Source organism: Paenibacillus sp. RC73 (assembly GCF_044908085.1).
GTDB classification, from domain to species: domain Bacteria; phylum Bacillota; class Bacilli; order Paenibacillales; family Paenibacillaceae; genus Paenibacillus; species Paenibacillus terrae_A.
In genome coordinates, this window is the sequence record NZ_JBIYCV010000020.1 from 24014 (window position 1) to 36501 (window position 12488).

Genomic DNA, 12488 nt, shown 5'->3' on the forward strand with positions numbered 1-12488 from the left:
AACCCTGCTTCTTGTGAAGCTTGGTACAGAACTGGATATTTAGTTGACTTTACTTGTCCATTCTTCCACATTCCACGTTTTGGTTACCCAATCCTCATAAAAGTCCGGTTCGTGAGATACGAGCAGCACCGTTCCTTTGTATTCCTTCAAGGCACGTTTCAACTCATCCTTTGCTTTGATGTCCAAGTGATTGGTAGGCTCATCGAAAAGCACCCAATTGCTTTCCCGCATTAGCAGTTTGCATAGGCGGACTTTGGCCTGCTCACCACCACTGAGCGCGGATAGCGGACGGGTGATATGCTCATTTTTCAAACCGCAACGCGCCAAATGCGCCCGTACTTCATGCTGGTTCAAGTGCGGGAATTCATTCCACACATCCTCAATCGGTGTAACTTTCTCTGCTCGTACCTCTTGCTCAAAATAAGCTGGCTGCAAGAAATCCCCTTGATAGGTCTTGCCGCTGATCGGCGGAATTTTTCCCAGAATGGTTTTGAGCAATGTCGATTTACCGACACCATTGTAGCCCACAATCGCAATTTTATCGCCGCGTTCAATCGTCATGGACATTTTAGGCAACAGGGCATGGGTGTAGCCAATTTCAAAATCAATACCCTCAAACACCGTTTTCCCACTCGCACGTGCTTCTTTAAATTGGAATGTTGGCTTAGCCGCTTCTTCCGGTTTATCGATGCGCTCGATTCGATCAAGCTGCTTCTCACGACTCTTCGCCCGACCTGACGTAGAGGCGCGCGCCTTATTGCGTTGAATGAAATCTTCCTGTTTCTTAATAAAATCCTGCTGCTTCTCATAAGCTTCAATATGCTGGCTTTTGTTCAGGTCTGCCATTTCAAGGAACTTTTCATAGTTGGCTGAATAACGGGTCAGCTTGGCAAATTCAAGATGATAGATGACATTAACGACCTGATTCATAAACTCAGTATCATGAGAAATAAGAATAAACGCATATGGATAATCCTTCAGATAACGTGTAAGCCATTCAATATGCTCTACATCCAAATAGTTGGTAGGCTCATCCAGTAGCAACACATTCGGCTTTTCCAATAGCAGCTTGGCAAGTAGGACCTTCGTCCGTTGTCCACCGCTAAGTGCGGAAACATCCCGCTCCAGTCCTATTGCGGAAAGGCCCAATCCATTCGCCATTTCTTCAACCTTCACATCGATGAGATAAAAATCCCCCATATCCAGTTGTTCCTGAATTTCACCCATCTGTTCCAGCAGCACTTCCAGTTCTTCAGGAGAAGCTTCCCCCATCTTGTCAGTGATCTGCATCATTTCCTTTTCCAATTCCAACAATGGGAGAAAGGCGTCCTTCAGTACATCCCGCACCGTTTTACCAGGTGTCAGCTTGGTGTGCTGATCCAAATACCCATAACGTACACGTGGAGTCCATTCCACTTTGCCTTCATCCTTAAGCAATTTTCCGGTCAGGATGTTCATCAGTGTCGATTTACCAACACCATTGGCTCCCACCAAACCTACACGTTCCCCTCCAAGCAATCGGAAGGATACATTTTTAAACAATGCGCGGTCCCCAAAGTTATGGGATACATTTTCTACAGTCAATAAACTCATAAGCTGTTTTTGGCTCCTTATTGTCATCGGCAATGCCGACTGTTCTTATTTCATATGCATTTCTTTCAAAGCCTTATTGTAGCACATCCAGTAGCCTTATCGGAATATTGAAAATGGGTGAATTTGAAGGATTTTGATATTGCCTGCTTATAAAAAAAGAAAAACCACTCATGGGAGTGATTTATTTAAAGATTGTTTAAAGATTTATTTATAAACATTATAACATTTATATTCAAAATACCCTGCGGCCGCCGCAGATTTTTCATCCGTAAAACGCTCTGTCGCTTTAAAGGGAGCTGGACAAGAATCTCTGTAAAAATATTTCATTCCGGTATCCGGCTCTACGCCGCCGATCATGGCTTGCTTCCTCACAACTCTTCCGCCACCAAACCCATAGTTATTATAGTACCTGTCTCCAACCGGGATTCCCTGGATAAACGCCATCAGCCCCACATCATCTACCGTGTTATACCATTCCTCTTGTGAGATAAGCGGTAGCGTGAATGTATAGGATATACCATTATGTGCTGCCTTTTCGTTATGGAGATTAATGAGTCGGCCCAGATCCTCCTGAATGCTGTGGACAATAGTGGAACGTCGTACTTGCTCAAAAGCTTCCGGGTCATTAAGCAACGAGATCGTTGTCTGTCCCTGAAGCTCCTTCTGAAAGCCTTCTATCCACCTGTGATTCCTCGCATCATAGGCATGTACATAATTATCCAAAGTAAACCCTACACTGTTACCTGCTGAATCAACGTAGGCATAAGGTTTTTTTTCACTCCATTTGGGTCCTTGGACAGCTTGTCCATGCTTATCTGTGTAAGTTACGGAAGCGAACACATAATAGCCGTCATAGTCCAGAATCATAAGTGCAGGCATATAATCCAATAATGCGCGTTGTGCCACTGTATCCCCATCAATTCCCATATTAAGAAAAAGGGTATGCAGGAACGTGTGCAGCGCTTCTTCTTTATCTACACGAAAAAACTTGTCCGATCCATACCCAGCCTCTCGTTCCTGACGCTCATTCTGTGAAAGCACGACACCTGCATCCTGAACTGCGGTACGGAGGGCCGAGGTATATTTCATTTCCAATTGCTGTACTTCGCGCTGATTCTGCACCCGCAGGTCACTAACTACGCCAAAGGGCAAAAACAGCAGGATAAATATAATTGCAAAATCAGTAATCTTCATTCAGAACCATGCCCCCGTAAGAAGCTGTAACCGCCGGTTTGCCGCTATCTGCCCCACCAAGAAGCCATGATTTGTACAAGTCCGCAGGAGTGCGATTCGTATTGTGCACCCGCACTGTAAAATAATCTCCTGACATTATGGTATACCGACGTGTTTGATCTGACTTTGGCTGCTGATTGTCTGGAAACAGTACAGGCAAGATTTGCGGGTTATAGTAACCGTCATATACGGAGGAATAGTAGCCGAGAAAGCTATCCGGCCTCGCCGCATCTGCATAGTCCGGTACATATTTTTTGTGCATATGCTCCAATTCAACCTCATACGTATTACCCGTCAGCTCTAGCTCACGCATAAAATCGTTATACATCGTCGGTGTAATATATCCCTTGGTTCTCACCATATCAACAAAACGTACGGTTGAATGATACGTATTTAACCCGGATATATCGTCCTGTCGTTCAGCGGCTTGAGCTGCGGGCACTATGTACAAGAGCAATACAGCGAGCAGTGCCCCCAACAGCTTGGATATAGATTGAACCACTTCAGTCCTCCCCCAATTTCTCAAAACGTATGGATTGTATATCTCCATACTGATCACGCTGTGGATGCATGGAATATAAAGAGGAAGCATCGAGGGCTGATACATCGGGCTCGAACGGTTCAGAATACATATCGTACACTGTACCATCGACTTGAACAGGAATGCCTTCCTGCAAGTTCATACGAATTGCCTGCATAACTTGAGTTCCTTTGACCCGTTCTGGCATACTCACCTCTAAAGTACGATTGATACGCCCCTCGGAATGCTCCTCCTGCTGCGATCTTAATTCCAGTGCAGTACCCATCTGACTGGACAGTTCTGCTGCCGCTGCACATGCGGTTATAAACAGCGTAACTGACACACCAAGCCGCAGCATACTTGAAGCGTGATCAGACATGCTACCCATCTCCCTTACAATTGATATCCTTATTCTTCTTCCTAGGATTGGGTGAACAACAGCCCCCGTACAACGTTTGATTTATCTTTGACGATTTCCGCCTTGAATTTACCACTTGGATTTACATATTCGTTTTCTTTCTCATTCAGTGTATTCGTTATTTTTCCTGTCTTATCACTTCCACCATTCACCGCTCCATACTGTTCACTGTCTGGGCTAATGTTCAGAGCATTACCATACCACTGACCCGTCATGTTTTTTCCGGTTTTAATCTGAATTCCGAATTGGTCCTTACCTTGAAACTTCCGCAGCGCATTGGTCACTTGGGACCCACTGATCGTTGTACCGTCATATACCGTAAAAGAGGCTTGAGACAACTCGGTCTGGATATCGGCAAAATTGTTTTGTGCCGTTTTGGTTGCCTCCTGTGCCGAAATAAACAAAATAACTACAATTGTGATCAGTGCAATGGTCAAAAATATGCCAGCAGCTACTTTTAAGGCTGTTGATGCGTTATTCATTATTTTTCTCTCCTTAGCTGTGATATCGTAATAGTCGAAATAGAACTACTTACTGAATTTTTTGTATTTGCTCGTAATAGCTATCCATTTGGACAAAGCTCATACCGATCAAAGGGATGACCAAATATAAAAAGATAAGACCGTACATCGGAGCAAAACCGATCATCCTTCCCCAGATGGCCTTGCTGTCTATAATTTTTTCATACTCCTGTTTTCTTTGTTCAAAATAGTAAGACATATGGGAATCCAAATCGTCGAAGGCCTCTCGAATCGTAATTTTGCCCAAAGACAGATGCAGCTTGTCCACCAAGCGTTGAAATTCGGGGAGTGGCGCTTCTTCTTTCAACAAGTCAAGTGCTGCCTCAGGCCCGTGCTCATAATGAAGCAAGCATTTTTGTAAAGGTCTTTTGAAAATAACCGAAAATCGGTTCAGCCATTCCAATATTTCCTCAACAGACATTCGTTCCATGGCTCGCAAAATTGAAATGACCGTCTGAAACTGGTAAACCTCATGCCTCATATCCAAGCGCCGCATTTTTCGCTGCAAATACAACAAGAGCATAGGCATCTGATAGGCTACATACCCGGCAACCAAACTAATCAGCACTTCCCACCACTTGATGTATTCCGCGTTCCACGCTCCCAGCTTTTGCAGAATACGACGCGTATTTTCTGAAAGCTGCTCCGGAGTTTTTCTGCCACCATAAACGTGCTCCAGCGCTGCGTACGTCTGCTCATAGGTGCTGTCCGCCTTCATATTTAGCGCATGCATCATTTTGCGGTCAATCTCACTCTGCTTTAAAGCTTCTTTTTCCTCCACCGGACTCAAACGTCCAAACATTTGGCCCGATTGAACCGGAGCGTGGAGAATATGTGTTTTCTCAGCTTCATGTAAAATAAATACCATGCTAATGCTGAGCACCAATCCTGCGATAAAAAGAGTGATTCTGCGTATGTACAGCCACTCCAGCTTGACCTCTGCACCGCTTTCCTTTAGCAGCTGGGTCAGTTGGAAATAAGAGGGCATATGCTGCTGCGGAATTAAAGCATCCACCACATTACGAATAATGGGCAAACGGTACAGCTTTTGCTCCCAGACCCGCCGTCCTTTGCCCGCACGATATCCAGTCTCGTCAGTCTGTTGCAGCTTTTGTAGCAGGAAGTAAGATACAATAATTACAATATAGACGGACAATTTTGTGATAAAGCCCCATTTCCCCTGATAAAACTCATCCATAGATGGAAAGCTGGACCTTGCCCATCTTTCGATTGGCATTGTAAAAAAAACAGGTGCAAGTGCGATCACATTTAAACTTTTGAGCAGGTAGTCCAGTTTATTTCTCCGCAGCAGTTCCAGTTGGATTTCGCGCGCAAGACTGCCAAGTCCCTTTAAATAAATGGAGCCTCCCTCTTCAATCCGGTCACCAAACTCCATTACCATATATGAAATACCGGCAAATGCTTTTAAAAACCGATTAGGAGCGGACTCATAGTATCTTTCCAGCGCTTCGTGCGGATCAGCGTCCGTCAGCGCCTCATGAATAAGTCGCGCATGCCTTCCAGCCTCAGCCCCTGCCAAATCGGCCGCCTCGGATATTGCCTCTTCCACCATGCCGTGCTGATGATAATGATGGCGTACATTGGCGAACAATTCGATCATCTGTGCAAGCAGTCTTTTTTCCATCCGGCTAATCGCCATATCCAAAATGAGACTGTTAATCACCACTCCGCATAACAGAGCCAGTACGGCAAACTCTAGCCCCGGTTTCATCATAAGCAACACAACGCCGCTACAAGCAAAAGCCACCCAGATGAACAGCGTCATTTTCATCGTCTCAAGGCGAAGCTTATATTCATCGTAAGCGTGCAAACCGGATAATCGCTTGCGTACACTCGTGATATACCCGGATGTAACAGGGAATCTCATGCCTAGTGTATACAACTTGTGCATTCCAGATTGCATTTGCCGTTGCAGCACTGCTTTTCCCTTCCGTCCCTCTCGCACAGAATGAATTCGCCCTCCGCGGATTGCATGACCATTGCGCTTACGCAGCCACCACAAAGCCACATAGAGGAGCGCAAAGCATCCACCCGAAATGAGCAAAACCCACAGTAACATTACTTTAAGACTCATAGGCTTCCTCCCAATAGCGAGTCAGGAATCTGCGAAAATCTCCGGCATCCTTGACGTTCATCTGCTCACACATTTCTTCTGCACTTTTGACTGTTAGAGGCTCGATCGCGATGTATCTCCCATTCCGATATTCCATAACATGACGATAGCTATAACTCGACGCAGAGTTGGAGCCTGAATCTATATGATCGGAATCGTGCGGCACACATTCCGTAATCCGTTCAATATATCGCCGTCCCTCAGCATCACGCTTGAGATGCACATCAAAGTTAATGACATGAACGACCTGTTCCTCAGCAATACCTTCATGCTGAAACACTCCTGTTTTAAGCAGTGAATTACGAAGAGAGAACACAAGATCGCGAAAGGTTTTGGCATGATGGGTAAAAATGGTGAACAGACTGGCAACCTGCGACATTTGAATCATCCATGCGGCTACCTCGTCACTCGCTACTTCACCAAGGATATTGACGGTTCCATCTGTCTTTTTCTGCAAATCGAGCCCTTGTTGCCCTGAAATATGATCCGTTTCCCGAAAGGTCAGAATGTTACGGCGGCTGTAAATGCTACGCAGATGCAGCTCAAAGGCCATTTCCTGCACACGAAGCGTATACGAAGCGTAAATATGCTTGACCATCGCCATCAGCAACGTCGTTTTACCTGAACCTTGCGCTCCGGTGATTGCTGTGATGCGGCTGCCTTTCATTAAATAAGAAAGTAACTGTATTGGAAACTCGGCATTTTCTCCCTTAATTAATTGCTCAAGCGATGCGCTTTGAATATCGAATTTACGGACAAAGAAAGCCCACGATTCTGAAAAAGGAGGTCGTACCACAACAACCCGTGACCCATCCTTCATTTCGTTCACCTTATAACCATTGGCTTCGGAAAGCTGCCCCGGGTAGTTGTATTTGTAAATATTTTGGCACACCCTTTTAAGCTCCCGCTCTGAACCGAAGGAAAGGAACGAAAGGTGGATGGTCTTACCTTTATAAAAAATCCACACACTCTCATAACCATTCGCTATCGGTTCAGATGTTGGTTCAAATGCATATTGATCCTGAGGCCAATCGGCCGATACAGGGATTCCGCCTTCCGGCACACCGCTAACGCCCCCGCTGACACCGTCGATCCGCTGGTCACGAATATCATCAATGACGGAAAAGCCTTTATAGTGCTGATAAATCCGCTGCACAATAATATCTACCTTCTCCAGAAAGGAGAGAGGGCGATGCTCACAGTCATAGATATAGCGGATATCCTCTGCTGTGATATGATAGCTTCCATCCTCTTCATCTTGCTGCGAATATCTCATTTCCGCCAAATCATAAGTATCCAGTAAGCGTGAAAGAGCATCGACACCAAACTTTTGCTGATATTGGTAAAATACAATTTCGAATTGGTCCTGTACGCTAAACAGCTCTGGTCTGGAGAATGGCATAACGGTATCAACGATCTTTTCATTCAAGCCATAACCGTTAATCAGCAGCTCAGCCATCAAATTTTTAACAAAACGTTTGTCTCCACTGCTGCCATTGGCACAGTCCTTTAACGCCCTGCGCAGTTCGGCCCTTTGATGGATACGCCGCCTGTATTCCTCCTCATGTAATCCGGCATCCGCCATCTGACTATGACTTAGCTCGTGCAGCGCATTTTTGATATACTCCATCAGCACCTCCAATGTGGCATCTTCACTCTCTGGAGCTACTCGAATAGTTGAATGCCGCAAGCGAAGGCTCCCTCGGTATTTAACGATAACCAGTATGATACACAACAGAATGATGCATGTAAGAATTAGCCCGTTGATCATTTGAGGGGACAGCATTTAAGCGCCCCTCTCCAAAGCTTTGAGCCGAAGATCGGACTCTGCCGCCTCCAGAATAGCCTTGCTAATCTGCCGTATGCTCTGTGCCCATCCCACTGGCATAAAAAGCTTACGGTCCTTCTCTTTCCCGCTTCGTACATCCCGCTGCACATGACCTATCACGTCTCTGCGGTTCCACGCATCCATAAATTCGGTGCTATAAGGAACAGTATGGAGTGCTCCCTTGTAGCCATACCTCCTGCGAATATTCGTCACATTTGCTTGAGAATGCACATCATATTTCCCAAGCACGATCAATAGCGGCAATTCCGAGTAAGTAGATAATGGAGACACAGATTCAAAGTAGGCATCCAGCTCCCTCATATTTTGAGTTAGCGAAAGAACCGCCAGCTTGGATCGCACACATGCTTCATGCTGTACAGCTCCCCATCCTGCTCCACTCCCTGCATCAACCAGCGTCAAATCATAATATTGATCCGCCGTATCCATCACTGCTCTTACAAGAGCAGAGGATAACAGGGGCGGAGCGGCTCCAAAGCTTGAGGTTCCCTCAAGCACATCGAGAGTCTGCTCCAGTACAGGCGTCGTATAATTACGAATATTTTCTCTGGATAATGTCCCTCGCAGAGCTAATCGTGCAAGAGCATCCCAACCTCCCTCCTGAAGCTGTAAGCTTGGATCGTCCATCCGATGTTCTTGTATGGGAAATCCTGACTCAATCCCGCTCTGTCTGCGCCCCAGATGGGTCAGCAGCAGTCGCCCTCTATATAGATTACCTATGGTAACAGCGATGGATGCCGCCAAAGAACTGCTTCCACTCGCTCCCTTAACCGGGCTCCAAAACAAAATGGTACTCATGCTTTCCTCCTTTCCGCACGCTTTAACGCATGACGGCTCTCTTTGGGTTCCCAACCCATTAATTCTCCAATACAACGACTCAGTTCTTTCTTATACATTCTGGACAATGGCTTAAGCTTGAGCTGTTGTTTGTGCTCATTTTCCAGCTTCAGGGCAAGATGCCCTTCATCCCATGGCAGTATATACGGCTCCTGCTGCCAAGAGGCCGGAAAGCGGTTCATGTATTCCCACAAATACGGCTCCTCCACGCCACAATCTACAGCCTGTATAAATAACTTGTGAAATACAAGATTCTTCGGAAATTCAGGTTGACTAAACAAATGCTCAAGCCACACCTGTCCGTTGTCCATTAACATCCGGCTATAGTCACTGACCCAAACCCGCTGTTCTGCCTCTTGCCAAACAGATACGGGGCAGAAATCCGGCGACTCTACATCCAGAATAACGATGTCATAAGTCAAACCTGCTTTCCGATCAGCCATCATACCGATATGCAGATCCTCCCAAGATGTAAAACCCATGGCCACATCAAAATCGCCAAACTGCACAATGGGGAGGGGTTTGTCGAGCATCCCTATGCTATATCGATACTGTCCCCGCAGCGTAGCATCCACAAGCAACACTTGTTGACCGGATGCTGCCAATATACTGCTGATGTATAACAAGGTATCGCTTTTATCACATAGCCCGGCAAATATCCAAGTTTTCATACGTTTGTCCCTTTTCTCTGATTTATTTACCATATGGATCAGAGCTACCGCTCTGCGTTAAGATATCTGCTTGTTCTTTGGCATCCTGCCCGTTTCCATATCCGTCCCCTGTATTTGTACGCTCGCTCGAAGATCCATCTGCATTCGCTCCCGCATGCTGTGCTGCAACTTCCTCACTCAGGCTTCTCTCTATAGGTGTCGATATTACATTGTTTGATGCACTAATTGCATTTTCAAGAGACTCCCGCAACTGCTTGGACAGCTTTTGTTCAGCAACGCGGATCAAATTAGGATCACTGTTCATTAACTCTAACACCTTCAAATTGGGTGGATAGGTCGGGATCGCCTTCGGCTGGAACTGCGGATCGACATACGTTAATGCATAGATAGATGCTTTATGCAGATAGGCATCAACAATTCCGCTCGAAAGCGATAATATCTCCTGCTCATTCAAAGTAACCCAGATGATCGGACCTTCCAGTTTGGAAATTCGCTTTTTGGATAGCAAAATATAATCCTGACCCGTTGGAAATTGAATGCGGATATCCACTTCGTCTCCTGCTTTCAGGCTATTTGGGAGGACCACCACCTTCAGCTCCCGGTTACGCAGGTCTTTAGGAGTGGGTTCATCGGCGGTAATCATAGCTGATGTAAGTACGGACCCTTTTTTCAGTTCAATTTTAGCCGTGGCGCCGGAAGCTTCATTCTTACCCGCAACCAAATTGGCTGGAGCCTGAGAGCCAGGAACCGTGATTCCCTTCAGATCACTAGGTGTAATCTGTTCACCCGGAGAAATGTCACGAACAACAACCCAGCCCTTTTTCGCGGTTCGTTGTTCTTGCTCATAACCTTTCCATTTTTGTGCTGCCTCTGCTTCGGCCTGTTTCCTGACATCATTTAATTGATGGGTGTTAATTATAAGGTAGCTCGCGAAGACAACGCCAACAATACCCGCACCAATACAACCGGCGTAAAGCTTTTGCTTACTGCTTTTTCTTAGTTTGGACACACAACTTCTCCCCTGCCTTTTTGATATATACCTTTTATCTAGCGGTGACTGCGTTTGAGGAATCCGAAGCGTTTCTTTCGGGTATCGGGAATGGCTCCACGAAACATCTCATCCAGCACCTGATCCATCTCTTCTTCCTGCTCAAATGGATCGGAATGGAACGGTAAAGCAAATACTTGATCGTGATCTAATTCCTTACGTAGCCTGCGCACAGCCTCCGATGCTGCCAGCGGCAAGCAGTAATTCCATTTATGCTGTGGGTGGCGCTGAAGTGAGCGGGACAGCCCGACTATATCCTGAATTCTCCACTCGGCTCCAGAACCGACCACTAGCGGGTAATCCGCTCTCAAAAATTCTTCCAGCCGCTCATTGTCCTGCCCACTCCCCAAATCAAGCACGATAAATTGGTAAGAGCCACCCAGTAACGCAATGACATCCGCACGGGATGTTTGCCGCCAATAATGTACTCCATCTACCTCAAAGCGCCGTCTTGAACTCGCTCGCCCAACGGGTACTCCGTCTACCACTTCTTGAAGCCGGGCAAATGCTTTGGCTGTACTATGCAGTTCGACCAAAGCCACTGAACGGGACCTTCGTGCCAGATAGTGGCTCACCGCAATCGCCGTGTGCGTTGCACCGGAACCAGAAGACACGCCCAGCACAGCTACAACCCTTGTACCTCCATATTCGATAGAAGCATCGCCAACGGACACTCCTTGTTGAGCAGACTGAAAATCTGCACTGCGTCGAAGCTCCCCAATCACCTCTCCGGCAGACTGAAATCGCTCCCCTGGATGATGACGCAGCAGCTTACGAATCACCGGGATCAAATGACGAGGTAATTCTCCACGAATATATCCTTCTACTCCGGCCGTCCACTCGCTATATTTGCCACCTGTACAGAGATACAACAACAACGCTCCCAAACTGTACAAGTCCGAACGGGCATCCGTTTGGCCTGCTCCATATTGCTCCGGGGCTGCGAAGCCCACTGTGCCCAGCTTTACCGTATCCTGATCCAGTTCAGCCTTATAGCTCCGCGCTATGCCAAAATCAATCAGCTTAAATTCCATTTCCGGTGTCAGCATAATATTCGTTGGTTTCAGATCCCGGTAGATGACAGGGGACTGGCGAGTGTGCAAGTAATCCAGCACATCCAGCAACTGCAAAGCTAATGGAACAATTTGCTCCTGCGGAATATGGCCTTGATAACCCTTCATATACGCTTCCAGCGTAATTCCTTCAATATAGTCCATAACCAGATATACCGCCCCGGATGGCGGATACTCGAAGAAGTCAACAATTCTCGGTAATCGTGGATGGCTCAGCGAAATCAGCATCTCTGCCTCCGCGCGTACAAGGTTCATCAGTTGCGGGTCGGCAACGGACTCCTTCACAGCCCATTGCTTGCCTGGCAGCTTCAAATCCTCTGCCATAAACACGCTGCTCATACCTCCCGTACCCAACGTGCGGACAATCCGGTAACGCTCACCCACAATCGAACCGTATTCCAAATTCGATTGTTTTTTCATTTCTCTCCTACCTCCCTTCTACAAGCAAACAACGCAAAAAAGGGAAAGTCTACCGCAAAAACACAATCTTCATGTAACCATGAAAACGATGTTCGCGGGATGCTTTCCCTTTATTTAAACGTGATTATTATACTTTAAGGAACAATTTGGATTTATTATATAGCACACCTATAC

11 protein-coding genes are annotated in these 12488 nt (G+C 46.4%); all 11 read right to left on the reverse strand.

Annotation, left to right across the window (positions count from 1 at the left end; all coding sequences use genetic code 11):
- Positions 1 to 39 precede the first annotated feature (39 nt).
- The 11 genes from ABH897_RS26490 to ABH897_RS26540 all read right to left on the reverse strand — a co-directional run bounded on the left by ABH897_RS26490 (position 40) and on the right by ABH897_RS26540 (position 12314).
- A complete protein-coding gene (locus tag ABH897_RS26490; protein WP_283652095.1) occupies positions 40 to 1593 on the reverse strand; it encodes an ABC-F family ATP-binding cassette domain-containing protein in 1554 nt (517 codons plus the stop codon).
- Positions 1594 to 1797: 204 nt separating this feature from the next.
- Entirely contained in the window at positions 1798 to 2787 is a 990-nt protein-coding gene (locus ABH897_RS26495) for a hypothetical protein (RefSeq protein WP_404592917.1), read from the reverse strand.
- Positions 2774 to 3328, reverse strand: a complete 555-nt coding sequence (locus ABH897_RS26500; protein ID WP_283652096.1) for a hypothetical protein — start codon at positions 3326 to 3328, stop codon at positions 2774 to 2776. The genes ABH897_RS26495 and ABH897_RS26500 overlap by 14 nt, the downstream gene beginning before the upstream one ends.
- A gap of 1 nt (position 3329) precedes the next feature.
- On the reverse strand, positions 3330 to 3725 hold the full coding sequence (locus tag ABH897_RS26505; protein WP_404592918.1) for a hypothetical protein: 396 nt from the start codon (positions 3723 to 3725) through the stop codon (positions 3330 to 3332).
- A gap of 41 nt (positions 3726 to 3766) precedes the next feature.
- Complete coding sequence (locus ABH897_RS26510; RefSeq protein ID WP_014281476.1) at positions 3767 to 4246, reverse strand: hypothetical protein; 480 nt, start codon at positions 4244 to 4246, stop codon at positions 3767 to 3769.
- A gap of 49 nt (positions 4247 to 4295) precedes the next feature.
- The gene (locus ABH897_RS26515; RefSeq protein WP_404592919.1) at positions 4296 to 6380 is read right to left on the reverse strand and encodes a hypothetical protein; all 2085 of its coding nucleotides are present in this window, start codon (positions 6378 to 6380) and stop codon (positions 4296 to 4298) included.
- Positions 6370 to 8205, reverse strand: a complete 1836-nt coding sequence (locus ABH897_RS26520; RefSeq protein ID WP_404592920.1) for an ATPase, T2SS/T4P/T4SS family — start codon at positions 8203 to 8205, stop codon at positions 6370 to 6372. The genes ABH897_RS26515 and ABH897_RS26520 overlap by 11 nt, the downstream gene beginning before the upstream one ends.
- Positions 8206 to 9063 (reverse strand): hypothetical protein, encoded by an 858-nt coding sequence (locus ABH897_RS26525; RefSeq protein WP_404592921.1) that lies wholly within the window; start codon positions 9061 to 9063, stop codon positions 8206 to 8208. It abuts the gene before it with no gap.
- A complete protein-coding gene (locus ABH897_RS26530) occupies positions 9060 to 9773 on the reverse strand; it encodes a hypothetical protein (RefSeq protein ID WP_404592922.1) in 714 nt (237 codons plus the stop codon). Before ABH897_RS26530 ends, ABH897_RS26525 begins: the two co-directional genes overlap by 4 nt.
- Positions 9774 to 9795: 22 nt before the next feature.
- Positions 9796 to 10782, reverse strand: a complete 987-nt coding sequence (locus ABH897_RS26535; protein WP_404592923.1) for an SAF domain-containing protein — start codon at positions 10780 to 10782, stop codon at positions 9796 to 9798.
- Positions 10783 to 10820: 38 nt separating this feature from the next.
- Positions 10821 to 12314 (reverse strand): serine/threonine protein kinase, encoded by a 1494-nt coding sequence (locus tag ABH897_RS26540; RefSeq protein WP_404592924.1) that lies wholly within the window; start codon positions 12312 to 12314, stop codon positions 10821 to 10823.
- Positions 12315 to 12488: the final 174 nt, after the last annotated feature.

What these genes read in the sequence shown, in the direction of transcription:
- ABH897_RS26520 (WP_404592920.1), bottom strand. Translation starts at nt 8,205, where the DNA reads ATGCTGTCCCCTCAAATGATCAACGGGCTAATTCTTACATGCATCATT.
- ABH897_RS26495 (WP_404592917.1), bottom strand. Translation starts at nt 2,787, where the DNA reads ATGAAGATTACTGATTTTGCAATTATATTTATCCTGCTGTTTTTGCCC.
- ABH897_RS26525 (WP_404592921.1), bottom strand. Translation starts at nt 9,063, where the DNA reads ATGAGTACCATTTTGTTTTGGAGCCCGGTTAAGGGAGCGAGTGGAAGC.
- ABH897_RS26530 (WP_404592922.1), bottom strand. Translation starts at nt 9,773, where the DNA reads ATGAAAACTTGGATATTTGCCGGGCTATGTGATAAAAGCGATACCTTG.
- ABH897_RS26490 (WP_283652095.1), bottom strand. Translation starts at nt 1,593, where the DNA reads ATGAGTTTATTGACTGTAGAAAATGTATCCCATAACTTTGGGGACCGC.
- ABH897_RS26515 (WP_404592919.1), bottom strand. Translation starts at nt 6,380, where the DNA reads ATGAGTCTTAAAGTAATGTTACTGTGGGTTTTGCTCATTTCGGGTGGA.
- ABH897_RS26510 (WP_014281476.1), bottom strand. Translation starts at nt 4,246, where the DNA reads ATGAATAACGCATCAACAGCCTTAAAAGTAGCTGCTGGCATATTTTTG.
- ABH897_RS26540 (WP_404592924.1), bottom strand. Translation starts at nt 12,314, where the DNA reads ATGAAAAAACAATCGAATTTGGAATACGGTTCGATTGTGGGTGAGCGT.
- ABH897_RS26505 (WP_404592918.1), bottom strand. Translation starts at nt 3,725, where the DNA reads ATGTCTGATCACGCTTCAAGTATGCTGCGGCTTGGTGTGTCAGTTACG.